The organism is Streptomyces buecherae (assembly GCF_014295035.1).
Taxonomy (GTDB): domain Bacteria; phylum Actinomycetota; class Actinomycetes; order Streptomycetales; family Streptomycetaceae; genus Streptomyces; species Streptomyces youssoufiensis.
The window spans coordinates 7,426,568-7,450,731 of sequence record NZ_CP060404.1; the positions used below are offsets into that span (position 1 = coordinate 7,426,568).

The following is a 24,164-nucleotide window of genomic DNA, read 5'->3' on the forward strand; positions in this document are numbered from 1 at the left end:
ATGGCCGGGATCGGCGGGCAGGTCGTCGGGCTCGTCCGTGGGGGCGCGGCCGGGCGCCGCGCCCCCGGGGCGTTCGCAGTCACGGGGTGGTACGGGCCGACCACACCTGTGTCATCAGGACGGCGCCCGCTCCGAACAGCGCCACGCCGAGCGGCACGTGCAGGGAGAGGTCGCCGCTGCCGCCGACCACGAACTGCACGCTGGTCAACGCGAGCAGCACCACGGTGGTGGCCAGGTACCGCGCCGTCGCGCGATCCGCCCGCCAGGCCAGGACCGCGGCGGTCGTCTGGAGGACCAGCGCGACCGTGACGAAGGCGCCCGTGGTGTGGTGCACCTCGCTGCCGTCCGTGCCGGACATGAGGCGTCCGGCGGTGATCCCCTGCACCAGCAGCGTGGCGGCCAGGAAGGCCGTCGTCGCCTTCATCAGGCCGAAGAACCGGGGAGGCCGGCCCCGCGCCGCGCGGGCCGGGGCAGGTGGCTGGGTCGGTGATGGCATCGCGTCTCTCCGTGGTGGGTCAGGGGTGCTGGTGGGGGCGGCGCGGCGGGCCGTGCGCAAGGCCTCAGCCCGCCCCGCGTCGGGCCGCCCCCTCGGTGCGGGTTCGGGAGGGTCAGGCGCGGGCGTCGAGCCACTCCTGGAAGGTGGGACCGGCGAGCTTGGCGTGCGGGCTGGGCAGGAACCCGCCGGCCGCGGCGATCTCGGCGTCGGGTATGCCGGCGCCGTCGACCTCGACGACGTCGATGCCGCGGCGGGCGCCGAGGAGCCGGGCCGCCTCGGCCATGACCTCCCGGCGGGGCCCGGCGACCTCGGGGATCGGCGTGTCGGGCGCCGCCGGGCCGGGCGCGTCGGCGTCGGTGGCCAGGTCGACCAGCGTCTCGGCCACGGTGCGGCAGGCCACGAGCTGGGTGGGCAGGGCCGGTACGTAGGCGACGTCGCCCTGCCGCCAGTCCAGGAGCTGGTCGACGAACTCGTGGAACTGCGCGGCCCGCAGGACGCGGGCGGGCAGCGGGCCGGCCAGGGTGGCTTCCTCGTGCACCTGCTGGGCGGCGACGAAACCGGCGGTGGCCTTGTCGGCGCCGATGATGGACACGGCGACGAGGTGGCCGACTCCGGCGCGTTGGCCGGCCTCGTGCAGGTTGGCCGTGGCGGTGCGGAAGAACTCCGTGGCCGCCTCCTGGTCGGAGGCGTGCCACGACGCGACGTCGATGATGACGTCGACCCCGGCGAGGGCGTCGGCCAGGCCCGTACCGGTGACGATGTCCACGCCGGTGGCGCGGGACATCGACACGACCTGGTGCCCCCGCTCGGCGAGGACGTCCACGACGTGACGTCCCAGCCGTCCGGTCGCTCCTGCCACGGCGAACTTGACGGTGCTCATGTTCCCTGTCCCTCTTCCTGGGTGCGTGTGCTGGGTCGGTGCGGTGGCGCATCAACGCACACCAGACGCCCGCGTCAGGGCACGCGTAACAACCACGCTCGTGTGACGTAAGCCACCGCGCGAGGGTGTTACGGAGCCAGGGGCACCGACGTCCAGTGCGTGCGGCAGTGTGGAGAGACCAGCGGGTGGGAGTCTGTATGAACGAGCACGGCGATCCGGTCACGAGCCTGGCCGAGCGATTGCGGCCCGGCGGTCGGGCGGAGCCGGTGGACGCGGCCACCGAGGCGTTCGTCGCCCACCGGAACCTGCTGTTCACCGTCGCCTACGAGATGCTCGGCTCGGCCGCCGACGCCGAGGACGTGCTGCAGGAGACGTGGTTGCGGTGGGTGGGCGTGGACCTTGCGACCGTACGGGAGGAGCGCGCCTACCTGGTGCGGATCGTCACCCGGCAGGCGCTGGACCGGATGCGCGCGCTCAGCCGACGCAAGGAGTCCTACGTCGGCCCCTGGCTGCCCGAGCCGCTGCTGACCGCACCGGACGTCGCCGAGGACGTCGAACTGGCCGACAGCGTGTCGATGGCCATGCTGCTCGTCCTGGAGACGCTCCAACCGGTGGAACGGGCGGTGTTCGTGCTGCGCGAGGTGTTCGCCGTCGAGTACGAGGAGATCGCCGAGGCCGTCGGCAGGAGCCCGGCCGCCGTCCGTCAACTCGCCTACCGGGCCCGGTCGCACGTTGCCGCGCGCCGACCGCGCGGCCCCGTCTCACCCGCCCAGACCCGGGCCGCGCTCCGGGCCTTCCAACGCGCCGTCGAGACCGGGGAGTTGCAGAGCCTCCTCGACATCCTCGCGCCGGACGTGGTCGCCCTGAGCGACGGCGGGGGAGTCAGGCACGCCCTGCTCCAACCCGTCGTCGGCGCGGACCGGGTGGCCCGCCTGCTGGCCGCCGGCTGGTGGCGGCGCGACGCCGAGAGGTCGGTCGAACCGGTGCAGATCAACGGCGGCCCGGGGCTCCTGGTCCGGGTGGGTGGGGAGATCGACGGCGTGGTGGCGGTGCGGGTCGAGGACGGCTACGTCACCGGCGCCTACCACGTCCGCAACCCCGAGAAGCTGTCCCGGGTGGCGCGCGAGACCGCCGTCAGCCGCTGAGCTGCCCTCTCACGCCGCTGCGGGCGCGGCCTTCGCCGGGTGGGCCCACAGGCCCCGCGCGGCCAGGCGCGGCAGGACGCCCTCGCCGAACCAGTACGCCTCCTCCAGGTGCGGGTAACCGGAGAGCACGAACTCGTCGATGCCAAGCCGGTGGTACTCGATGACGCGCTCGGCCACCTCGTCGTGGCTGCCGACCAGCGCGGTGCCCGCGCCGCCGCGTACCAACCCGATGCCGGCCCACAGGTTCGGGTGGATCTCCAGGCCGTCCCGCTCGCCGCCGTGCAGGGCGAGCATCCGCCGCTGGCCCTCCGACTCGCTGCGGGCGAGCCCGCTCTGTACCGCGCGCACGGTCTGGGGGTCGAAGCCGTCCAGCAGCCGCCGCGCCTCGGCCCACGCCTGCTCCGCGCTGTCCCGCGTGATGACGTGCAGGCGGATGCCGAAGCGGACGTCGCGGCCCTCCTTCTCGGCCAGCCCCCGCACCCAGGCGATCTTCTCGGCCACCTGCGCGGGCGGCTCGCCCCAGGTGAGGTAGACCCGCGCGTGGCGGGCGGCCACCTCGCCCGCGACGGGCGACGAGCCGCCGAAGTAGATCTCCGGCACCGGGGCGGGCAGGTGGGCCAGCCGCGCGTCCGCCACCCGCAGGTGCTCGCCCGCCAGGTCCACCCGCTCGCCGCGCCACAACCCGCGGACGACCCGCAGGAACTCGTCCGTACGGGCGTAGCGCGCGTCCTTGTCCAGGAAGTCGCCGTAGGCCCGCTGCTCGTGGCTCTCGCCGCCGGTGACCACGTTCAGCAGCAGCCGGCCGCCGGTCTGGCGCTGGTAGGTGGCGGCCATCTGGGCCGCGAGGGTGGGCGAGACGAACCCCGGGCGGAAGGCGACCAGGAACCTCAGCCGCTCGGTGTGCTGGCTGACCATGGCGGTCGTCAGCCAGGCGTCCTCGCACCAGGCGCCGGTCGGCGTCAGCGCGCCGACGAAGCCCAGCTCCTCGGCGGCGCGGGCGATCTGTGTCAGGTAGCCGATGGTCGGCGGGCGGTCGCCGCCGGCCGCGGTGACCGGCGTGCCGTGGCCGCCGCCGACGACGTGGCGGCTGTCGCCGTTGGTGGGCAGGAACCAGTGGAAGGTGAGGCTCATGGGGCGCACGCCCTTCGCGCGAGGGGGTGGGTGGGGGCGCTCATCCGGTGGCCGCCAGTACGGTCGTGCGGCCACCGAGCGCGGCCGAGAACTGGTCCGCGACCTGCTCCAGGGCGCCGGCCGCGGCCGGGGCGATGGTCAGCGCGCCGTCGTCGCCGACGGTGAGGTCCTTGTCGAGCGTGAACCAGCCCTGCACGATGTGCGCCGCGCCCATGGAGTTGAGCACGGGGCGCAGCGCGTAGTCGATGGCCAGTACGTGCGCGGTGGTGCCGCCGGTGGCCAGCGGGAGGACGGTCTTGTCGGCCAGCGCGTACTGCGGCAGCAGGTCGAGCAGCGACTTGAGCAGGCCGGAGTAGGCGGCCTTGTAGATGGGGGTGCCGATCACCACACCCTGCGCCCGCGCGAACTGGGCCGTGGCCGCCACGATCGCCGGGTGCTGGAAGTCGGCCCCGAGCAGCGCCTCGGCCGGGATGGTCCGGACGTCGAGCGGGACCACCTCGTGTCCCTGGGAGGCGAGTCGGGCGTCGAGGTGGCGCAGCAACCTGGCGGTGCGCGAGGTCGCGGACGGGCTTCCGGAGACGGACAGGACGGTGGCCATGACGGGGACCTTTCGAAGACCAGGGGTGCGGTCGAAGCGGCGGCGTACGGACGCCGACCGGCGGGGCCGGGGAGTGCGGGCGGGAACGCGCCCCGGGCGTCGCGGGCGGTGCGGGGCGAGGGTGCCGGGGCCCGGTGACGAGGTGCGCGGCGCATGCTTTTCCGCCGCCTCCACACCAGTCGATGCCGTATGCACGCAGACGTGCGAGGAGATCTGCTGGCGCCGTTCCCTGGGGAGTTGGGGAATCCGTGGAAAAGGGAGGACAGGAATGTGAACAGACGACTCGGCGAGGGAATTCCCGCGCTGTGTCCGCGCCGTCGCGCGGGGAGCGGAAGGGAGAACGAGTGCGCTGGATCGCGGGCTGGTTGGCCCGGGTGATCACTGGTCAGGGACGATACGACCAGGAGCGCCGGGCGGGAGCGGGCTGCTCCGGGAGGCCGCGCTCTATATCACCGGCGACAGCGGGAACTTGAGACGCGCGCGAGATCGACATGGCGTCGCCGCGTGAGTTCCTGTCGCTTCATGTCACCGATCTAACCAGGGGAGAGTTCGGCCGGTCAAGAAGGCCGAAATGTGATTCCGCATGGCGGACGGATTTCCGATCAATTCCCGCTGACACGCGCGCCCGTGTGGGCCCGCCACTCGGCCCGGGGCCCGGCCGCGCACACCCCGTCAGGTCACGGGCGTGCTCCGCTCCTCGTGGGCCGGGCGTTGCCACAGCGTGGTGGGCGCGGCCTGCCGTACGACCGGCGCGACCTCCTCGGCGAACCGCTGGAGTTGCTCGAACTGCGCCGGCAGGGCCAGCCCGGAGCTGTCCACGGTGATGGACTGGAGGTCGTGCCGGTAGACCTGGTGGAAGTCGAGGATCTTGTCGATGACCTGCTGCGGGCTGCCGATCAGGTGCGGGCCGTCGGCGATCGCCTCCTCGATGGTGCGGAAGGGCGTGTTGTAGCCGGGCTTGTCCGCCAGGTGTGGCTTGTACGTCTGGCGCACCCGCGCCTCGTAGAACTCCTTGAACCGGGCGACGGCCTGTTGCGTGGTGTCCGCCAGGAAGAGGCCGCCCGAACCCGCGCCGACGTAGGCGTGGGCCGGGTCGTGCCCGTGCGCGGCGAAGCGCTCGCGGTAGTGGTCGATGAGCCGGACGTACGCCGCGCGTGGCTGGATGGCGTTGGCGCTGAACAGCGGGTCGCCGTGTCGGGCGGCCAGCTCCGGCGAGTTGAGGCTGGTGGCCGAGCCGTGCCAGACGCGCGGCGGGCGCGCGCCGAACGGGCGGGGCACGGTGGTGGCCCCGTCGAGGGCCGGCCGGAACCGGCCCCGCCAGCTCACCTTCTCCTCCCGCCACAGCCTGCGCAGCAACTCGTACTTCTCGGCCTGGTACTCCCACTGCGACTCCTCGTCCAGGCCGAAGAGGTCGAAGTGGCCCATCTCCGCGCCTTTGCCGATCACCAGCTCGACGCGTCCGCCCGAGAGTTGGTCCAGTGTCGCGTAGTCCTCGGCCACCCGGACCGGGTCCAGGATGGCGACCACGGTCACGCCGGTCAGCAGCCTGATCCGGGTGGTGCGGGCGGCCAGCGCGCCGAGCAGCACCGTGGGGCTGGAGGACAGGAACGCCCCGGCGTGCCGCTCGCCGACCGCGTAGCCGTCGAAGCCCAACTCCTCGGCCCGCACGCCGGTTTCCACGACCTCAGCGAGCCGGTCGGCCGCGGAACCGAGCGCGCCGGTCAGCGGGTGGGGGGCGTGCTGGACGATGGTCAGGACCTGGAATCGCACGGGGTACCTCCGGTGGCGTGGGCCGGGCGTGGGCGCGGGCGGGCGCGGCCCCGGCGCCGGGTGGGGAAGCGGGCGCCGGGGCCGCGGCACGAGGGTTACTTGTTGGTCCGCGGCAGCCCCGGCGGGTTGGTCTCCGACTTCGCCACGGCCTCGTTGGTCAGCCCCCAGCGGGCCAGCACCTTGCCGTACGTGCCGTTGTCGATGACCTCGTTCAGCGCCTCGGCCAGCGGCTCGACCAGGCCGTTGCCCTTCTTGGTGGTGGCGGCGATGAGTCCCTGGAGGGAGGTGCCGGCGCCCGAGTGGGTGCCGACGACCTCGGTCTTGCCGGTGGACGCCGCGTGGTAGGCGGCGTTCGGGTTCGGGCCGAGGTAGAGGTCGATGCGGCGGGAGGCGAGCGCGAGATAGGTGTCGGTGGCGTTCTGGTAGTACTTGATGTCCACCGGTTCGCGGCCGGCCCGCTCGTTCTCCTTGCTCCACTCCACCAGCAGCTTCTCCTGGTTGGTGCCCGAGCTCACGGCGACGGTCCTGCCCGCCACGTCGCGCGGCCCCCTGACCGTGAGCCCGCTGCCCTTGCGGGCCTCGAAGGCGAGGTCGTCCTTGCGGTAGGTGGCGAAGTCGTAGCGGTCCTTGCGTTCCTCGGTGACGGTGATGTTGCTCGCGCCCATGTCGTACTTGCCGCTGGAGAGCCCGATGAAGATGTTCTCCCAGGAGGTCGAGGTGAACTGGGGCTTGAGCCCGAGCACGTTCGCGATCAGGGCGGCGATGTCGGTCTCCACGCCGATGAGGGTCTTGTTGTCGGTGGCGTAGAAGTTCAACGGCGCCGAGGAACCGGAGGAGTTGACGATTTTCAGCGTGCCCCGCTCGCGGATCTCCGCGGGCACCTTGGCCGCGATGGCGTCCACCTTGGGGGTGCTGATCCGTCTCTGGTCCGGGCTCAGGTTGATCTTCGTACGGGCGCCGGACTTGGCGGCGACCTCGGTACTGCCGCCGTCCGAGGGGTTGCTGCAGGCAGCGAGGGCGGCGGTGGCCGCGAGGGCGAGCGCCGCGGCCGTGGTGCGGGTGGCGACGAGGGTGCGCATGGGTGTTCTCCTTGCCTGCGGGTGGAGCGTGAGCGGTGCGGGTGCGGGGTGTCGCGGGGGTGGGACGGGACGGGGTGGGGGAGAGGCGAAGCGGGTACGGAGCGCGCGCCGGGGTCAGAGCACCTTGGACAGGAAGGCGCGGGTGCGCTCGTGCCGGGGGGCGTCGAGTACGGCGCCGGGTGGGCCCTGTTCCACGACGACGCCGCCGTCCAGGAACGCCACGGTGTCGGCGACCTCGCGGGCGAAGCCGATCTCGTGGGTCACGATGATCATCGTGGTGCCGGAGCGGGCCAGGTCCTTGATGACGTCGAGCACCTCGCCGACCAGCTCCGGGTCGAGCGCGGAGGTCGGCTCGTCGAAGAGCAGCACCTTCGGTTCGATGGCCAGCGCGCGGGCGATGGCCACCCGCTGCTGCTGCCCGCCGGAGAGTTGGCGGGGGTAGGCGCCGGCCTTGTCGGCCAGGCCGACCCGCGCGAGCAGCCGCTCCGCGGTCGCCACGGCCTCCTTGCGGGGCCGGCGCAGCGCGGCGACCGGGGCCTCGACGACGTTGTCCAGGACGGTCAGGTGCGGGAAGAGGTGGAAGTGCTGGAAGACGAACCCGATGTGGGTGCGCTGGCGCAGGATGTCCCGTTCCCGCAGCTCGTACAGCCTGTCGCCGGAGCGCCGGTAGCCGATCAGCTCGCCGTCGATGCTGATCCACCCCCGGTTGACCTTCTCCAGGTGGTTGATCACGCGCAGCAGCGTGGACTTCCCCGAGCCGGAGGGGCCGAGGAGCGCGGTGACCTCGCCCGCGCGGACCGTGAGGTCGACGCCGCGCAGCACCTTCAGCGCCCCGAAGCTCTTGTGGACGCCGCGTACGTCCACCATGACCTGGCTCACGCGGTGCCTCCCCGGGGTGTGGCGGGCGCCGTGTCGGCCGCGCCGGCCCGCAGCCGGGCCAGGGCGTCGCGGGCCCGCTGGAGCGGGGTCGGCGGTGGGGTGCGGTTGGCGCCACGGGCGAAGCGCCGCTCGACGTAGTACTGCGCGACGGAGAGCACGGAGGTCAGGAACACGTACCAGGCGGTGGCGACCATCAGCAACGGGATCACGTGGCCGTTGCGGCCGTAGATCACCTGCACCTGGTAGAAGAGTTCGCCGATGGCCATGACGTACACCACCGAGGTGCCCTTGAGCAGGCCGATGATCTCGTTGCCGGCGGTGGGCAGGATCGCGCGCATGGCCTGCGGGAGCACGATGCGCCGGATCTGCCGCAGCCGCGGGATGCCGAGCGCCGCCGCGGCCTCCAACTGGCCGTGGTCCACGGAGATGACGCCACCGCGCACGATCTCGGCGGCGTAGGCGGCCTGGTGCAGCGACAGGCCGATCAGGGCCGCGCCGATGGTGCCGATCAGGTCGTTGCTGTCGACGGACCAGAAGACCGGGCCGAAGGGGATGCCGAGGCCGAGCCGCTCGTACAGGGCGCTCAGGTTGAACCAGAACACGAGCTGCACGATCATCGGGATGGACCGGAAGATCCAGATGTAGGCCCAGGCCACGGTCTGGAGGACCGGGTTGCGCGAGAGCCGCATGAAGGCCAGTACGGTGCCGAGGGCGAAACCCAGGACGGTGGCGTACGCGGTGAGTTGGAGCGTGAGGCCGACCGCCGAGACGATCGTCTCGGACAGCACGTACGCGCGGAAGACCTCCCACTCCCAGACGGGGTTGGTGACCAGCCCGTGCGCGAACTGCGCCGTCAGGACGAGCACGGCGAGGGCAGCCGCCCACCGGCCGTAGTGTCGGGTGGGAACGACCCTGAGCGCGGCGAGGTCGCCCGGGTCGGCCTCCTTGCGGGGTGCCAGATCGGTGCCGCCGGTGTCCAGCGGCGCGGGGTCCGTGGTGAGTCCCATGGTGGTGTGCCTGCTCATGGTCGTGGCTGGTGGTCTGCCGGGGCGAGGTGCTTCTCGAACGGGAGCGGGCCGATGGTCTCGGGGTCGGCCTCGGTGTCGAAGAGCGGCGTGTAGCCGGTGGCCAGGTACAGGCCGCGGGCCTCGGGCTGGCGCGGCCCGGTGGTCAGGTAGACGCGCCGGTAGCCGCGCTCGCGCGCCGTGCGCTCCAGCTCGATCACCACCTGTCGGGCCAGGCCGCGGCGGCGGTGCGCGGAGTGCGTCCAGATCCGCTTGAGCTCGGCCGTCGTGGCGTCGTAGCGGCGGAAGGCGCCGCCGGCGACCGGGTCGCCTCCCTCCAGGAGGAGGAGCAGCGTCCCGCCGTGGGCAGGCGTGAACTCCTCGTCGGGGTAGCGGGCCAACTCCTGGTGCGCGTCGCCGCCGTAGCGCGCGGTGTACTCGTCGCCGAGTTCCCGCAGCAGCGGCCTGACCAGCGGGTGGGAGACCGGGACTTCGATGACCGTCAGGTCGGACGGGGACGGGGCTACGGAGGTCACGCGCGCACCGCCGCGAGGCTCCGCTCGGCGCCCGCCGCGCGCTCGGCGTCGCGCTTGGCGACCTCCTCGCGGACGATCGGGATCACGTACCGGCCGAAGTCGATGGCGTCGTCAAGGAGCGCGTAGCCGCGGGCCGAGAGGATGTCGACGCCGAGGTCGTAGTAGTCGAGGAGGGCCTGGGCGACCGTCTCGGGCGTACCGACCAGCGCGTTGGAGTTGCCCGCGCCACCGGTGGCCGCCGCGGTCGGGGTCCACAGCGCGCGGTCGTAGCGCTCGCCCTGCTCGGCGATGGCGAGCAGCCGCTGGGACCCGGTGTTCTCCGGCGCGCCGCCGCGGTGGTGGCGGGGCAGCCCCTGCTCGCGCCGGGCCCTGATGGCGCCGACCGTGCGGTGGGCCTTCTCCCAGGCCAGCTCCTCGGTCGGCGCGATGATCGGGCGGAAGGCGACCTGGATGCGCGGCACGTCGGTGCGCCCGGCCGCCGCGGCGGCGGCCTTCACCGCCTCGATCTGCTGGGCGGTCTCGGCCAACGGCTCGCCCCACAGGCAGTAGATGTCGGCCTCGGCGCCGCCGGCGGCGTACGCGGCGGGCGACGAGCCGCCGAACGAGACGCCGGGGCGCGGCTGTTGGACGGGGAAGACGTCGGCGACGAAGTCGCGGAACCGGTAGTGCTCGCCCTCGTGGTCGAAGGGCTCCGTGGTGGTCCAGATCTTCTTCACGAGCTGGATGTACTCGCGGGTGCGGGCGTAGCGCCCGTCCTTGCTGAGCGTGTCGCCCTCGCGTTGCTGCTCGTGGTCGTTGCCGCCGGTGATGAAGTGCACCGTCAGCCGGCCGTCGCTGATCTGGTCGAGGGTGGCGAAGGTCTTGGCGGCGAAGGTGGGGTACGAGACGTTGGGCCGGTGGGCCAGCAGGATCTGGAGGGAGTCGAGCTTGCTGGCGAGGTACGCGGCGGCCGGGGCGGGGTCGGGCGCGCCGGACGCGTAGGCGAACAGCACCCGGTCCCAGCCGTACTCCTCGTGCGCCCGGGCGAGCCGGATCGTGTACTCCTTGTCGAACGCGGCGCCGGAGCGTGCGGTGGTCTCGGAACCGTCGTTGGTGGCAGCGATGCCAAGAAACTCCACGGGCATGGGAGGGCCTTTCGCGAAGAAACGGGGAGGGCGGCACACCGACGGGCCGGCGCGCGGAGCGGGCCGTCGGCGTGGCACGGAAGTGGTGAGTGAACGGGACGCGGCGAGCGCGGCGCACCGGTGGGTGGCACGGGCTCGGATGGCGGCTCGCGCGGCGGGGTCCGCGGCGGCGCGCCGCTGGGATGCGGGGCCGGCCGGCGAGGGGGAGGAGCCGCGCGAGGGGGAGCGGCGAGCGTCGGGCGGCCCGCGACGGGGCTACCGCAGGAGGGGAGGGCCGGTCAGACGGCCCGCTGCCGCGTTAGCGACAACACGCGGCGGACCACACCCGACCGAAGTCGATGTGGTCGCGGGTGACCAAGCGCTGTTGTCCCTTCACGAAACTAATGGACCAGTAATTTGCGCCTCCCGTCAACTACGTGCCCGGATGTTGGACGGACATTGACCGACTCTGATGCGGTATGTGCACCCATTGACACACCCGCGAGGGGCGCACATACGATCGACCTCGAACCGGCGCCGCCACCAGCGGAGTTGGGACGCGGCGCGGTGCGGGGCGCGGCCCGCCGGTCGCCGCTCGGCCCGTCCCGTACGCCGGCGCACGCCCCGACCGCCCGCCGTCCGCCCGTCGTTCGCCGCGTCTCGGGGTGTGCTCGCTTCGGGGTAGCGGTGGCGTCGTCGGCCGGTTTCGTGAGGTGGTCGCGGCACCCGTATATTTGATTATCGTTTTCATATAGCCTGGCCGTCGGGCGCCGCCACCACGCCGCGCCCGACCGTCGTCCGCCCGCCCCGCGCCGGTCGCGGGGCCGTCTCCGTACGACCGCCGCGGCATGGGCCGCGGGGCACGCCACAGCCCGGGGCCGCACGTGCCGCCCCGGCCCGAGTCGAGGGAACGCCGATGGATGACGCAAGGGGAAGGCGGCCCGCGCCCGCGTCCCGTGCCGCACCGGTTGACCAGCCGTCGCTCGCCTGGGACGACGGCGCCATCGTCGCCGTCGACCAACGCGCGCTCCCAGGGGAGACCCGGGTGCTGCGGCTGACCAGCGTGGACCAACTCGTCGCCGCCATCCGCTCGCTCGCCATTCGCGGGGCGCCGGCCATCGGGCTCGCCGGCGCCCTCGGCGTGGCGCTGTCGGCCCACCGGCACCGCACGGACGACGGGTGCGACCAGGCCGCGGTGCGCGCCGACGCCGCGCGGCTGGTCGCCGCCCGACCCACTGCCGTGAACCTGGCCTGGGCCGTCCGCCGGGCCGCCGGGCGCGTCGCCGCCGGACCCGACGCCGTCCTCGCCGAGGCCCTGACCATGGTCGAGGAGGACGCCGCGACGGGGGCCGCCGCCGTGGAGCGCGCCTGCGAGCTGGTCCTCGCGCGCGTCGGGGCGCGGCCGATGCGCCTGCTCACGCACTGCAACACCGGCCGGCTGGCCGCGGCCGCGGTCGGCACCGCGCTCGGCGTCATCCTCGAACTCGGCCGCCGCGGCCTGGTACGTGAAGTGCTGGTGGGCGAGACCCGGCCGCTGCTCCAGGGCGCCCGGCTGACCGCCTGGGAGTTGGGGCAGGCGGGCATCGCCTACCGGGTGTGCGTGGACTCCGCGGCGCCCGCCGCGATGGCCCGGGGGCTGGTGGACTGCGTGCTGGTGGGGGCCGACCGGATCGCCGCCAACGGGGACGTCGCGAACAAGATCGGCACGTACGGGCTCGCGACAGCCGCCGCGCGCCACGCCATCCCCTTCGTGGTCGTCGCGCCCGAGTCCACCTGGGACCGGGCGACCGCCGACGGCTCGGGCATCGTCATCGAGGAGCGCGACCCCGCCGAAGTCACCGCGTACGCGGGCGTGGTGACCACACCGCCGGGCGCCGCCGCGTACAACCCGGCCTTCGACGTCACCCCGGCCGAACTGATCACCGCCATCGTCTCCGAGGACCGGGTGTTCGTCCCCGGCGACGCACGGCCGCCCGCCGCCTCGGACCCCGCTGACCGGGAACGCGCCGCGCGGCCGGTGGTCGCGCCCACCGCCTCGTACCAGCGTGACGGGGCGGCGACATGACCGGAGCCGAGGCGCGTGCCCACGACGGCGAGGGCGCCGAACTCGCCCGTTACTCGCGGCAGTTGTACGAGCGCGGCTGGATGCCGGGTACCGCGGGCAACCTCTCCGTGCGGCTGTCCGACACCACCGCGCTGATCACCGCGAGCGGTCGGGCCAAGGGCGAGCTGACCGGGCGCGAGGTGGTCGCCGTGCACGCCGACAGCGGGGTTGAGGTGGCCCCCGGGCCGCTGCGCGCCTCGGCCGAGACCACGATCCACTGCGCCGTCTACCGCGCGACCGAGGCCCGCGCCGTCATCCACGTCCACGCGCCGTACGCCACCGCCGTCGCCGCCCGCGTCGGGCACCCCGCGCGCCGGCGCACGCTGCGCGTCGAGCGCCTCGAACTCCTCAAGGGGCTGGGCCTGGCCGACCCGACCAGCGCCGCGCTGCCCGTCTTCCCCAACTGGCCCGACGTGCCCCGGATCGCCGCGGACGTCGCGGGCCACCTCGCCACCACCCCCGACCCGCCTCCCGCCCTGCTCATCACCGACCACGGCGTCACCACCTGGGGCCGCGACCTGGCACAGGCCCGCGACCGGTTGGAGTGCCTGGAGTCGATCTGCCACCTGCTGCTGCTCACCGGCGGGCTGCCGCCGAACACCCCCGACGACGCACACGACGACACAACCGATGCCGAGAGGTGACGTGCCGTGACCCTGCTCCAGGTCATGCCCGACGACGCGCCCGACCAGGTGCTCCTGCGCACCCGTGACCAGGCGCGCGTCACCGACGCGCTGCGCGCGCACGCGGTGGCCTTCGACCGCTGGCCGGTGCGCGGCCCCATCGCGCCCGGCACCGCCCCGGACGAGGTGCTGGCGCGCTACCGCGCCGAGGTGGACGCACTCCAGGCCCGCGACGACCTGCGCCTGGTCGACGTCGCCGGGCTACACCCCGAGGAGAGCGACGCCTGGCGACGGAAGGCCGCCACGGCGCGCGCCACCTTCCTCGAGGAACACCGGCACGCCGAGGCCGAGGTGCGCTTCTTCGCCCACGGTGCGGGGTGCTTCTACCTGCACCTGGGGGAGGAGGTGTACGCGGTGGTGTGCGAGGCCGGGGACCTGCTGTCCGTACCGGCCGGCACCCCGCACTGGTTCGACATGGGCCCGCGCCCCGAGTTCACCGCGATCCGCTTCTTCGCCGGGGAGGACGGCTGGGTGGGCGACTTCACCGGCGACCCGATCTCTCAGCGCTTCCCGCGCCTCGACGCGCTGCTCGCGGCGGACGCGGCGTGAGCGGCCCCGCGCCGCGCGCGGTGGTCTGCGACATCGAGGGCACCACCGGCTCCGCGGACCACGTGCGTGACGTGCTCTTCCCGTACGCGCGCGAGCGCCTCGCGCACTGGCTCGCCACCCACCGTGGCCAGCCGGCCTGGGAGCGGGTGCTGCGCGCGACCCGCGCCCACGCCGGCGCGCCCGACCTCGACGAACGGGGCGTCGCCGCGTCGCTGGCCGCCTGGTCCGACGCGGACGTCAAGGCCCCGCCACTGAAGGACGTACAAGGGCTGATCTGGGCCGACGGCTACGCGAGCGGCGAACTCGCCGGCCACGTCTACGACGACGTGCCCCCGGCCCTGGCCCGCTGGCAGCGCGCGGGCATCGCCCGCTACGTCTACTCCTCCGGGTCGGTGGCCGCGCAACGCGACTGGTTCGCCCACAGCGACCACGGCGACCTCAGCCCCCTGCTGTGCGGGCACTTCGACCTGGCCAACGCGGGGGCCAAGCGCGACCCCGCGTCCTACCTGGCCATCACCGCCCGCATCGGGGTACCGGCCGGCGCCACGCTCTTCCTCAGCGACGTACGGGAGGAGTTGGACGCCGCCCTCCAGGCCGGCTGGCGCGTCGTCGGCGTACGCCGCGCCGGCGACCCGCGCGGCGACCGGGTGCCGGGCCACGCCACCGTGCCCGACCTGCACGGCGTGCTGCCCGACCCGTAATCCGTACGCCCCAACCCTCCCCGGCGCCCCACCCGTGGCGGTCCACCCGCCGCGCCGGTGCGGCGAGTAGTCGCCTCGCACAACGGCGGTGTAGCGGTTTCCCTCCCCTCCCATGTCACACATCGCCACGCCGCGCGCACTCTTCCGCGGGTTCGCGGTGCACCCCGCACCGCGACGCGGAGAGTTGAGGAGGCCACATGGTGGTCGTGGTCACCGGAGCCGTCGTGACGGGACTCCTGGCGGGATGGTATCTGGCATCCCGGTGGATGGAGGGACGGGTGCGCGTCCAGGTGTTCCGGCTGCGCGAGGAGGGGATCAGCGAACGGATGCGGGCCCTGCCGGCGGGCGGCACGCTGGCCGAGTCACACAGCGCTGACGAGGTCAGCGTGCGCGTCGTCCTCCCGAGGGGCACGGCCCGTGGATGACGTACGGCACGGCCCCGGCCCGGCGGTCGGCCCGCCCCGGCCGGGCCGGCGCCAGCCCGCCGAGCCGGCCGCAGCCGCCGACGAGGGGACGCGGGAGGACTTCGCGCGCTACTACCGGCAGCACCGGGCCGGGTTGACCCGGTTCGTCATGCGCCACGGCGCCGGCCCCCACGAGGCGGCCGACGCCGCGCAGGCCGCCTTCATCGAGGCGTTCCGGAGCTGGCACCACATCGACCACCGCGCCGCGTGGCTGCGCACCGTGGCGCTCCGCATGTTCCTGCGCCAGTCCGTGCGCCCGGAGGAGGAACTCACCGACGCGGCCCCGGAGCGCGCGAGCGGCTGCGGCCCGCTGGAGGCCGTGGTCCTGCGCGAGCAGCAGGCCCGGGTGCACGCGGCCCTCGACCGGTTGCCGGGCAAGCAACGGCAGGTCATGGCCTGGTACCTGGACGGAATCAGCACGGACGAGATGGCCGCCGCGCTGGAGACGACGCCCGCCGCGGTCCGCCAGAACCTGGCCCGGGCCCGCGCCCACCTCAGGCAGCACCTGGGACGACGCGCACCGGAAGGCGCGCCGTGACGCGCGCTCGGCCGCGTCGGGAGCACGCGCGTCCCGCGCCGCCCCGCGCGGCGGTACGGGGCGTCCGCCGGGGCCCGGTCAGGGCGCGTCGCTCAGCATGACGGACAGGGCGGCCAGGACGGAGGGGGCGATGCGGTAGTAGATCCAGGTGCCACGCCGCTCGGAGGTCAGCAGACCCGCCTCGCGCAGCTTCTTGAGGTGGTGGCTGACGGTGGGCTGGGAGACGCCGACGTCGGCGATGTCGCACACGCACGCCTCTCCGTCGGGGTGGGAGGCGACCTTGGAGAAGAGCCGCAGCCGGACCGGGTCGCCGAGCGCCTTGAACATGGCGGCCATCGTCGCCGCGTCCGCGGGAGAGAGTTCCTGCCGGGTGAGCGGAGGGCAGCACGGCTGAACGCGCGGGTCCGCGGCCGTCTCCTGAAGCGTGGGCATATGCCTATGGTGACACCGGCACTTCCCGGACGCCAAGGACCGATCAGGCCCCGCATGCCTGGCCAGGCCGCACGGGCCCGCCCGCGAACGGGGAACCACACGGCGGGCCACGGGCCGTTCGGCGCTCCGCCCGGCGGCATGTCCCCGGCGCTCTCCCACAGCGGAACCGATCCCTCCGCGCCCCGGCGGTGAGCGCGCGACGGGGGGCCGGTGCGCCGGCCGGGGCGGCCCGTGCGATAGGCAGGGGGGCACCGTCCGCACCCGCGACCACCAGGGAGAGCACCGAGATGCACCACCGCTGCGCCGTTCTCGACGACTACCAGGGCGTGGCCGCCGCGAGCGCCGACTGGGCGGCCCTGGCCGGCGAGGTCGACGTGGTCACCTTCGCCGAGCACCTGGGCACCGAGGACGAGCTGGCCGCGGCCCTGGCCGACTTCGACATCGTGGTCACGCTGCGGGAGCGGGTGCCCTTCCCCGCCTCGCTCATCGCCCGCCTGCCGAGGCTGCGCCTGCTCGTTGCCTCCGGCATGCGGAACTCCGTCATCGACTTCGCCGCCGCCGAGGCTCACGGGGTGACCGTGTGCGGCACCGAGAGCTCCCCGACCCCGCCGGTCGAGCTGACCTGGGCGCTGCTGCTCGGCCTGGCCCGCGGCCTGGTCCCGGAGAACGCCGCGCTGCGCGCCGGCGGCCCCTGGCAGAGCACGCTCGGCGCCGACCTCGCCGGCCAGCGCCTCGGCCTGCTCGGGCTCGGGAAGATCGGCAGCCGGGTGGCCCGGATCGGCCTGGCCTTCGGCATGGACGTCGTCGCCTGGAGCCAGAACCTGACCCCGGAGCGCGCCGCCGAGGTCGGCGTGGCACACGCCGGCACCAGGGAGGAGCTGCTGAGCGGCAGCGACTTCGTCTCGGTGCACCTGGCGCTCGGGGACCGCACCCGGGGGCTGCTCGGGGCCGCCGAGCTGGCCCTCATGAAGCCGACCGGCTACCTGATCAACACCTCGCGGGCCGCGATCGTCGACCAGGAGGCGCTGCTCGCCGCGCTGCGCGCGGGCACCATCGCCGGCGCCGCCGTGGACGTCTTCGACGAGGAGCCCCTGCCGGCCGATCACCCGCTGCGCACGGCGCCCCGCCTGCTGGCCACCCCGCACCTCGGCTACGTCACCCGGGGCAACTACCGCAGGTACTACGGGCAGGCCGTCGAGGACATCCGGGCCTACCTCGCGGGGGCGCCGATCCGCCGCCTGGAGCCGTGAGTTCCCGCCGCCACCCGCGCGGGGACCACCACCGGGCCCGGGACCGCTGTCGGGCCCGGAATCACCGCCGGGCCCGGGGCCGCCCGGCCCGGGATCGCCCGAACCCGGATTGTCAGTGCCTCGTGTCAGGGTGAGCCCATGACGTACTGGCTGCTCACCGACATCGAACAAGCCGTCCGCGCCAGTTGGGGCGCCGACACCTGCACGCCGGAGTACCGCGACCGGTGGACGCCGGACAACCCCGCCCGGGACCAGTGCGGGGTCACCGCCATGGTGCTCAACGACCTGCTCGGCGGCGAGCTGATCCGCGGCATGGTGCACGTGAACGGCGAGCAGACCGACTTCCACTGGTGGAACCGGCTGGGCATGGGCGTGGAGATCGACCTCACCCGGGAGCAGTTCGCGCCGGAGGAGATCGTCAGCGGCGGGGTGGTCATACCCCGCCCCGCCGAGATCGTGCGACTGCGCGCGGAGTACGAGTTGCTGCGCGAGCGCGTGCTCGCCCGTCTCGACGAGGCCCGGGAACGGCGGGCGGTGGTCGCGGTGTGAGTCGCCGGCGCGCGACCGGCACACCGCTCGCCACCCGGGAGCGGGCCGGCTCGTACCCCTACCGGCCCGTACTCCTACCGGCCCGTACTCCTAGACGTCCGGGAGCGGTTGCTCGGTCCAGATCGTCTTGCCGTGCCGGGTGTAGCGGCTGCCCCAGCGGCTGGTGAGCTGGGCGACCAGGTACAGGCCGCGTCCGCCCTCGTCGGTGGCGCGGGCGCGGCGCATCCTGGGCTGGGTGCTGCTCGGGTCCGACACCTCGCAGATGAGCACGCCGGCCCGGATCAGCCTGAGTTCGACCGGGCCGCCCGCGTACCGGATGGCGTTGGTGACCAGCTCGCTGACCACCAACTCGGTGGTAAAGGTCAGCTCGTGCAGGCCCCACTCCGCGAGTTGGCCCGCGACCAGCTCCCGGGTGCCGGCGACCAGCGCCGGGTCGGCCGCCAGCGTCCAGGCCGCCCGGTCGCTCTCCGGGAGCATCCGGGTGCGGGCCAGCAGCAGCGTGACGTCGTCCGGCAGCCGGCTGGGCGGCAGATCGGTGACGACCTCGCGCGGCAGCCCCGCCAGCGGGCGGTGCAGCGCGTCAGCCCGTAGCAGTCGGGCGCGCAGTTCGGCCATGCCCTCGTCCACGTCGCCGGTGCCCCGCTCCACCAGGCCGTCGGTGTACAGCGCGAGGACGCTGCCCGGGGGCAGGTCGAGTTCGGTGATGTCGAAGGGCAGGCTGCTCACGCCCAGCGGCGGCCCGGGGTCCAGCTCGATGAAGCGGACCGAGCCGTCCGGGGAGATCAGCGCGGGCGGCGGGTGCCCGGCGCTGGCCATGACGCAGTGCCCGGTGACCGGGTCGTACGTGACGTACAGGCAGGACGCCCCGACCGAGTCGGTCATCGAGTTGGGCGCCCCGTCCTCGATGCCGGGCCGGTCGCTGTCGGCCTCCACCGTCAGTTGCAGCACCAGGTCGTCGAGGTGGGTCAGCAACTCCTCCGGGTCCACGTCCAGGTCGGCCAGCGTGCGCACGGCCGTGCGCAGCCGGCCCATGGTGGCCGTGGCCTGGAGGCCGTGCCCGACGACGTCGCCGACCACCAGCGCGACCCGGGCCGACGAGAGCGGGATGACGTCGAACCAGTCGCCGCCGACGCCGCGCGCCGCGTCCGTCGGCAGGTACACGCTGGCCGTCTCGGCCGCCACCACGTCCGTGAGCGCGGGTGGCAGCAGGCTGCGCTGGAGCTTGACCGCGGCCCGTCGCTCGCGGGTGTAGCGCCGGGCGTTGTCCACGGCGAGCCCGGCGCGGGCGGCCACCTCCTCAAGCAGCGTCAGGTCCTCGGCGTCGAAGGGTTCCAGGGCTTCGGTGCGCCAGACCGTCACGCGCCCCAGCAGGATGCCCCGCGCGTGCAGCGGCGCCGTCATCACCGAGTGCGCCCCGGGCACCGACCGGGCCCAGGCCAGCACCTCGTCGCTGGCGTCGGACGCCCCGGCGTGGGCGTCGCCCGAGCCGTCGGCGCCGTGCTGGCCGGGCGTCTCGGGGTCGACCCAGCGTTCGCCCCTGGCGCCCGTGCCGACGTCGGCCAGCGCGCCGGCCGTGGCGCCCCCGCCGGTCGCGCCCGCCCCCTCGCCGGCCGCCTGCTGATCGGCCTTCCGCTGGTCGGCCGCCTGCCGGTCGGCCTCCTGTCGGTCGGCCGCCCGCTTGCCGTCCGCCCGCTTGCCGTCCGCCCGCGCCGCGGCAGGTGACGGCGCGTCGGCAGCCTGGGTGTCGCCCGCGGCGCCGTCCGCCGCGCCCGTGGAGGTCTGCGCGCCGTCGGCGGTCGCCGTGCGCCGCAGGTCGGCGACGAGGCCGCCGTGGCCCGCGCGCTCGGAGGGCCCGCCGCCGCGCGAGACGGCCTCGGCCCGGCTGCCGTCCACGGCCTCGGCAGCCGCCGCGATGTCCGTCGCCCGATGGGTGTCGATGCTGCCGAGCGTCATCGGCCCGGTGGGCAGTGGGCTGTCGTCCGCGCCGGCCACGGCCATCCGGCGCAGCGCGAACAGGTGCTCCCCGTCGTGCGCGGGCTCCTCGCCGATCAGCACCGGGTCCGCCAGGTCGACGGCCGCGAGGTCCGCGAGGCCGGGCACGAGGACGGTCGTCAGGTCCTCGCACGTACGGATGATGGAGAGCGACTCGCCGAGCACCGCCGCCGCGTGGTGCAGCAGGTCAAGGCGCTGCCGCGCGCGGACGTGGTCGGTGATGTCGGTGAAGAACGCCGCCACCCCCACCAACCCGCCGTCGTGCGGGTCGCGCAGCCGGAACGCCGAGATGGTCATGTGCCGCCCGCCCCGCGGGTCCTCCCGGGTGCGGATCAGTACCTCCACGCCGAGCCGCAGGTCACCGGTGCGCAGCACCTCCGCCAGGTGCCGTTCGAGGACCGCCGCGTCCTCGGGGAAGAGGAAGTCGCCGAGCCGGTGGCCGGCCAGGTCGCTCGGGACGCCGGAGTACCAGAGCAGGTGCGCGTTGGTGCGCACCAGTCGCAGGTCCACGTCGAAGAGGAGGACGCCCATCCGGTCCTGGAAGAACAGCTCGTGCGAGAAGGCGATGTCCTGCCGCCAGCGCTCGTAGGTGGGGCGCGCCGCGGCGAGGACCAGGTAGCGGGCCGCGTCGACCCGGCCCGCGTCGCCCCCCAGCGGCAGCACCCGGAAGACGACCGGCACCTCGTGGCCGGCGGCGTGCCGGAGCACCACCCGCCCCTCCCACACGGTGGGCGTGCGGGTCCGCAGGGCCTGCCGCCACTGGTCCCGGTCGGCCAGCAGCGAGGTGACCGGCCGCCCGCACGCCTGGTCACCGGCCAGCCCGAGCAGCGTGGCCGCCTCGTCGGTCCAGCCCAGAATGGTGCCGTGGGCGTCCAGTACGGCCCCGGCGGGGTCGCTGAGAGCGGACACGGGGTCCTCGGTCTTGTCCGCGCGTCGCATACGCGTGCACCTCGCTCGGCGTCCTGGCCGGCGCCCGCCAGACGGCTCACCGGTGCCGGGCGGGCACCGTAGGACACCGAGTGGCCCAGGCCGCGACGGACGTCAGGTCATCGGTCGACGGACGGCCACTGTACGCCCGGCGCCCCCCGCCACGCCGGCGCACGCGTCACCCCGCGCGGCGAGCCGCACCACTCCGCGCCCACTCCGCGCCCGCTCCACGCCAGGCGACCCGCTCCGGGACGGCACACCCGGGGGCCCGCCGCCCGGGTGCCAGGCGCGGGCCACGGGCCGCCCGGCTCGCGGCGGCACGGGCCGGCATCGCGCGGACCCCGCGCTGTGGGCCCGGCGGCTGCTCTGGTGCAATGAGGTGCCAGTGGCCGGCAGCCGGCGAACCGGTGGCCGCCCAGGACGCCAGGGATGGAGCAGCACATGGAGAGCCGAAGCCGGACCGCGCTCGTCGAAGACCTGATGGCACGTTTCCCGCAGGTGCCCGGGGAAGCGGTGATCAAGGAGGACCTGCTGCGCGGCGGTATGGCCTTCGACGAGTCCGCGCTGAGCGGCACGGCCGACGGCGCGTCCGGCGACGTCAAGCCGAAGTCGTACTTCATCTTCTCGTTCGACCACCGCACGCTGCCCGAACTCGGCGCCGCCGCGCTCAACCGGCCGCCCGAGGAGATCGTGCTCACCGGCGGCCCCTACGACCTGCGGCGCACCGTGGTCTCGGTGCGGGTCAACCCCGCGTCGCCGTACGTGGTGCGGGCCGGCGCCGACGGCGCGCTCGGGCTGTACCTGGACGGGGCCCGCATAGCCGACGTCGGGCTGCCGCCGATGCCGGACTACTACCGGCACACGCTCGCCAACGGCAAGTCCGTGATGGAGGTCGCGCCGACCATCCAGTGGGGCTACCTGGTGTACCTGACGGTCTTCCGGGTGTGCCAGTACTTCGGCGCCAAGGAGGAGTGCCAGTACTGCGACATCAACCACAACTGGCGCCAGCACAAGGCGGCGGGCCGCCCGTACACCGGCGTCAAGCCCGTCGAGGAGGTCCTTGAGGCGCTGGAGATCATCGACCGGTACGACACGGCGCGCGCCTCGCAGGCGTACACGCTCACCGGCGGCTCCATCACCTCGCACGTCGGCGGCCGGGACGAGGCCGACTTCTACGGCCACTACGCGAAGGCCATCGAGGAGCGGTTCCCCGGGCGGTGGATCGGCAAGGTCGTGGCGCAGGCGCTGCCGCGCGACGACGTACAGCGCTTCCACGACTACGGCATCCGCATCTACCACCCCAACTTCGAGGTCTGGGACCGGCGGCTGTTCGAGCTGTACTGCCCCGGCAAGGAGCGCTACGTCGGCCGCGACGAGTGGCACCGGCGCATCCTGGACTCCACCGAGATCTTCGGCCCCCGCAACGTGATCCCCAACTTCGTGGCGGGCGTGGAGATGGCCGAGCCCTTCGGCTTCACCACGGTGCGCGAGGCCATCGACTCCACCACCGAGGGCCTGCGCTTCTTCATGTCCCACGGCGTCGTGCCCCGCTTCACCACCTGGTGCCCCGAGCCCACCACACCGCTCGGCAAGGCCAACCCGAACGGCGCGCCGCTGGAGTACCACATCCGACTCCTGGAGACCTACCGCGCCACCCTGGAGGAGTACGGTCTGACCTCGCCGCCCGGCTACGGCCCGCCCGGTCCCGGTCGCGCCGTGTTCTCGGTCAGCTCCTTCATGGACAGCCTCCCGCCGGCCCCCGAGGACGCCGACGCGCCGGAGCCGGCCGGCAGCACCCAGGTCTGACCCGCGCGGCCCCGCGCCGTGCCGTCGGGGTGGTCGCGGCGCGGGCCGCGGCCACCCCGACGCGCGTGTCAACCCCGACGAAGGTGGGGGGCGCGGCCTGCCGTTCGACCCGGGTCTCCCAGCACGGCCACTTCTACGTTCAGTGGCCATGGAACGAACATCTCCCACACTCTCCCGGGCCGCGCGGCGCCCCCTGTTCGCCGTCGGCCTGTTGGCGGCCGTCGGCGGCGTGGTCGGCTGGTTGGCGCCGGGCGGCGTCGGCGAGCCGGACCCGGTCCAGGTCACCGAAGGGCCGTCGGCCAAGGCGTACCGCTCGCTGGGCGACGCGCTGGACGGCGCCCCGTCGTGGTGCGCCACCCTGAGCGAACTGGCCAGCGAGGGCACGCTGGTCCTCCTCGGCGCCCTGCTGGCCTGGGCGTGCTGGCGCGCCGTGCGGCGCGGCGACGCGCGGCAGGTGGCCGGCGCGCTGCTGGTCGGCGTCGGCACCGTGGCCGCCTACGCGGCGAGCGAGGCGCTCAAGCTCGCCGTGGACGAGGAGCGGCCGTGTCGCGCGCTGCGCGGCGCCGCCGTGCTCGGCGAGTGCCCTGAGCCGGGGGACTGGTCCTTCCCCAGCAACCACGCCACGCTGGCCGCCGGCATCGCGGTGGGGCTCGCCGTGCTGCGCCCCCGGCTGGCCGCCGTGACCCTGCCGCTGGCCGTGGCGGCGGCGCTGCTGCGCGTCGTGCTCGGCGTGCACTACCCGCACGACGTGCTGGCCGGCGCGGTGCTCGGCGGCGGCGTCACGGCCGCCGTGCTCGTCGCGCTGGGGCCGCTCGCCGCGCGCGCCATCACGCCGCTGGTCGCCCGGGTCTCACCCGCGGCCGGGGCCCGTGGGGCGCCCGGCCGGGGCGACCACGCCCGCCTCGTGGGCGACGACCGCCGCGGCGGCCCGGTTCTCCACGCCGAGCCCGGCCAGAATGGCGCTGACGTGCGCCTTGACCGTGCCTTCCACCACGTGCAGCCGCCGGGCGATCTGCCCGTTGGACAGCCCGGCGCCCAGGAAGGTGAGCACCTCCCGCTCCCGGGCGGTGAGCGCCTCGACCCGCGCGCGGGCGGCCGACCGCCGGCCCGCCGCGTCCCCGGCGCCGCTGGCCGCGAGGTGCGCGACCACTCGGGCGGCGACCTTCGGTGACAGGTAGGCGGCGCCGTCGGCCACCGCGCGGACCCCCGCGATCAACTCCTCGGGCTCCCCGGACTTGATCAGGAAGCCGACGGCGCCGCCGCCCAGCGCCCGCAGGATGTAGTCGTCCTCACCGAAGGTGGTCAGCATGAGCACGCCCGTTCCCGGCGCGGTCCTGCCGATCTCGGCCGCCGCCTCGATGCCGCCCGTGCCGGGCATCCGGATGTCGAGCACGGCCACGTCGGGGCGGTGCCGCAGCACGAGGTCCACGGCGGCCCGCCCGTCGGCGGCCTCGGCCACCACCTCGATGTCGGGCGCTGTGGTCAGCACGGCTCGTACGCCGGCGCGGATCATCGCCTCGTCGTCGGCGATCAGTACGCGGATCACGG

At 74.3% G+C, this 24,164-nt stretch carries 24 protein-coding genes and 1 pseudogene; 11 read left to right on the forward strand and 14 right to left on the reverse strand.

The genetic code is table 11. The features are described 5' to 3' along the window. Positions 1–79: 79 nt before the first annotated feature. Entirely contained in the window at positions 80–496 is a 417-nt protein-coding gene (locus H7H31_RS29670; protein ID WP_187060915.1) for a hypothetical protein, read from the reverse strand. A gap of 112 nt (positions 497–608) precedes the next feature. Continuing rightward, positions 609–1,376 (reverse strand): SDR family oxidoreductase, encoded by a 768-nt coding sequence (locus H7H31_RS29675; RefSeq protein WP_187060916.1) that lies wholly within the window; start codon positions 1,374–1,376, stop codon positions 609–611. 197 nt (positions 1,377–1,573) lie between these two features. On the opposite strand from H7H31_RS29675, the gene H7H31_RS29680 reads away from it, so the two are divergent. Beyond that, positions 1,574–2,521, forward strand: coding sequence for an RNA polymerase sigma-70 factor (locus H7H31_RS29680; RefSeq protein ID WP_187060917.1), 948 nt, complete (start codon positions 1,574–1,576; stop codon positions 2,519–2,521). A gap of 9 nt (positions 2,522–2,530) precedes the next feature. On the opposite strand, the gene H7H31_RS29685 is transcribed toward H7H31_RS29680, so the two are convergent. From H7H31_RS29685 to H7H31_RS29720, 9 genes are all read right to left on the reverse strand, one after another. After that, positions 2,531–3,652, reverse strand: coding sequence for an LLM class flavin-dependent oxidoreductase (locus H7H31_RS29685; RefSeq protein ID WP_187060918.1), 1,122 nt, complete (start codon positions 3,650–3,652; stop codon positions 2,531–2,533). Between the two features lie 40 nt (positions 3,653–3,692). After that, positions 3,693–4,250, reverse strand: a complete 558-nt coding sequence (gene ssuE / locus H7H31_RS29690; RefSeq protein ID WP_187060919.1) for an NADPH-dependent FMN reductase — start codon at positions 4,248–4,250, stop codon at positions 3,693–3,695. Positions 4,251–4,699: 449 nt separating this feature from the next. Beyond that, a complete protein-coding gene (locus H7H31_RS35100) occupies positions 4,700–4,774 on the reverse strand; it encodes a putative leader peptide (RefSeq protein ID WP_372454699.1) in 75 nt (24 codons plus the stop codon). A 148-nt stretch (positions 4,775–4,922) separates the two neighbouring features. Next, entirely contained in the window at positions 4,923–6,020 is a 1,098-nt protein-coding gene (locus H7H31_RS29695; RefSeq protein WP_187060920.1) for an LLM class flavin-dependent oxidoreductase, read from the reverse strand. A 95-nt stretch (positions 6,021–6,115) separates the two neighbouring features. Beyond that, positions 6,116–7,099 (reverse strand): ABC transporter substrate-binding protein, encoded by a 984-nt coding sequence (locus tag H7H31_RS29700; RefSeq protein ID WP_187060921.1) that lies wholly within the window; start codon positions 7,097–7,099, stop codon positions 6,116–6,118. A 114-nt stretch (positions 7,100–7,213) separates the two neighbouring features. Next, positions 7,214–7,966 (reverse strand): amino acid ABC transporter ATP-binding protein, encoded by a 753-nt coding sequence (locus tag H7H31_RS29705; RefSeq protein WP_187060529.1) that lies wholly within the window; start codon positions 7,964–7,966, stop codon positions 7,214–7,216. Between the two features lie 8 nt (positions 7,967–7,974). After that, the gene (locus tag H7H31_RS29710) at positions 7,975–8,985 is read right to left on the reverse strand and encodes an amino acid ABC transporter permease (protein ID WP_187060530.1); all 1,011 of its coding nucleotides are present in this window, start codon (positions 8,983–8,985) and stop codon (positions 7,975–7,977) included. 14 nt (positions 8,986–8,999) lie between these two features. Next, entirely contained in the window at positions 9,000–9,518 is a 519-nt protein-coding gene (locus tag H7H31_RS29715) for a GNAT family N-acetyltransferase (protein WP_187060525.1), read from the reverse strand. Beyond that, positions 9,515–10,642 carry an LLM class flavin-dependent oxidoreductase gene (locus H7H31_RS29720; protein ID WP_187060526.1) on the reverse strand — a complete coding sequence of 376 codons (1,128 nt, stop codon included), beginning with the start codon at positions 10,640–10,642 and terminating at the stop codon, positions 9,515–9,517. The genes H7H31_RS29715 and H7H31_RS29720 overlap by 4 nt, the downstream gene beginning before the upstream one ends. Before the next feature lie 895 nt (positions 10,643–11,537). Here H7H31_RS29720 and mtnA point away from each other — a divergent pair. From mtnA to H7H31_RS29750, 6 genes are all read left to right on the forward strand, one after another. Then, the gene (mtnA, locus tag H7H31_RS29725) at positions 11,538–12,686 is read left to right on the forward strand and encodes an S-methyl-5-thioribose-1-phosphate isomerase (RefSeq protein WP_187060527.1); all 1,149 of its coding nucleotides are present in this window, start codon (positions 11,538–11,540) and stop codon (positions 12,684–12,686) included. Then, a complete protein-coding gene (gene mtnB / locus H7H31_RS29730) occupies positions 12,683–13,369 on the forward strand; it encodes a methylthioribulose 1-phosphate dehydratase (protein ID WP_187118162.1) in 687 nt (228 codons plus the stop codon). The genes mtnA and mtnB overlap by 4 nt, the downstream gene beginning before the upstream one ends. A 6-nt stretch (positions 13,370–13,375) precedes the next feature. Next, complete coding sequence (locus H7H31_RS29735; RefSeq protein WP_187062196.1) at positions 13,376–13,957, forward strand: 1,2-dihydroxy-3-keto-5-methylthiopentene dioxygenase; 582 nt, start codon at positions 13,376–13,378, stop codon at positions 13,955–13,957. Further along, positions 13,954–14,658: an acireductone synthase gene (gene mtnC, locus H7H31_RS29740; protein ID WP_187062197.1), complete on the forward strand. Its 705-nt coding sequence runs from the start codon at positions 13,954–13,956 to the stop codon at positions 14,656–14,658. The genes H7H31_RS29735 and mtnC overlap by 4 nt, the downstream gene beginning before the upstream one ends. Positions 14,659–14,855: 197 nt before the next feature. Further along, positions 14,856–15,083, forward strand: coding sequence for a hypothetical protein (locus H7H31_RS29745; RefSeq protein WP_187062198.1), 228 nt, complete (start codon positions 14,856–14,858; stop codon positions 15,081–15,083). After that, positions 15,076–15,660, forward strand: a complete 585-nt coding sequence (locus H7H31_RS29750; RefSeq protein WP_187062199.1) for an RNA polymerase sigma factor — start codon at positions 15,076–15,078, stop codon at positions 15,658–15,660. Before H7H31_RS29745 ends, H7H31_RS29750 begins: the two co-directional genes overlap by 8 nt. A gap of 78 nt (positions 15,661–15,738) precedes the next feature. Here H7H31_RS29750 and H7H31_RS29755 read toward each other — a convergent pair whose 3' ends face one another. After that, a complete protein-coding gene (locus H7H31_RS29755; RefSeq protein ID WP_187062200.1) occupies positions 15,739–16,092 on the reverse strand; it encodes an ArsR/SmtB family transcription factor in 354 nt (117 codons plus the stop codon). A 287-nt stretch (positions 16,093–16,379) separates the two neighbouring features. Here H7H31_RS29755 and H7H31_RS29760 point away from each other — a divergent pair, with 287 nt between their 5' ends. Together H7H31_RS29760 and H7H31_RS29765 are read left to right on the forward strand one after the other, a co-directional pair. Next, positions 16,380–17,342 carry a D-2-hydroxyacid dehydrogenase family protein gene (locus H7H31_RS29760; RefSeq protein WP_187062201.1) on the forward strand — a complete coding sequence of 321 codons (963 nt, stop codon included), beginning with the start codon at positions 16,380–16,382 and terminating at the stop codon, positions 17,340–17,342. Positions 17,343–17,480: 138 nt separating this feature from the next. Beyond that, positions 17,481–17,891: a YunG family protein gene (locus H7H31_RS29765; RefSeq protein WP_187062202.1), complete on the forward strand. Its 411-nt coding sequence runs from the start codon at positions 17,481–17,483 to the stop codon at positions 17,889–17,891. A 90-nt stretch (positions 17,892–17,981) separates the two neighbouring features. Here the strand turns inward: H7H31_RS29765 and H7H31_RS29770 are convergent, their stop codons facing one another. Next, the gene (locus H7H31_RS29770; RefSeq protein WP_187062203.1) at positions 17,982–20,822 is read right to left on the reverse strand and encodes a SpoIIE family protein phosphatase; all 2,841 of its coding nucleotides are present in this window, start codon (positions 20,820–20,822) and stop codon (positions 17,982–17,984) included. Positions 20,823–21,251: 429 nt separating this feature from the next. On the opposite strand from H7H31_RS29770, the gene H7H31_RS29775 reads away from it, so the two are divergent. After that, positions 21,252–22,616, forward strand: a complete 1,365-nt coding sequence (locus tag H7H31_RS29775) for a radical SAM protein (protein WP_187062204.1) — start codon at positions 21,252–21,254, stop codon at positions 22,614–22,616. Positions 22,617–22,764: 148 nt separating this feature from the next. Continuing rightward, positions 22,765–23,355, forward strand: a pseudogene (locus tag H7H31_RS29780) (phosphatase PAP2 family protein); the annotation flags it as partial. 111 nt (positions 23,356–23,466) lie between these two features. Here the strand turns inward: H7H31_RS29780 and H7H31_RS29785 are convergent. Further along, positions 23,467–24,162 carry a response regulator transcription factor gene (locus H7H31_RS29785; RefSeq protein WP_187062205.1) on the reverse strand — a complete coding sequence of 232 codons (696 nt, stop codon included), beginning with the start codon at positions 24,160–24,162 and terminating at the stop codon, positions 23,467–23,469. Positions 24,163–24,164 lie beyond the last annotated feature (2 nt).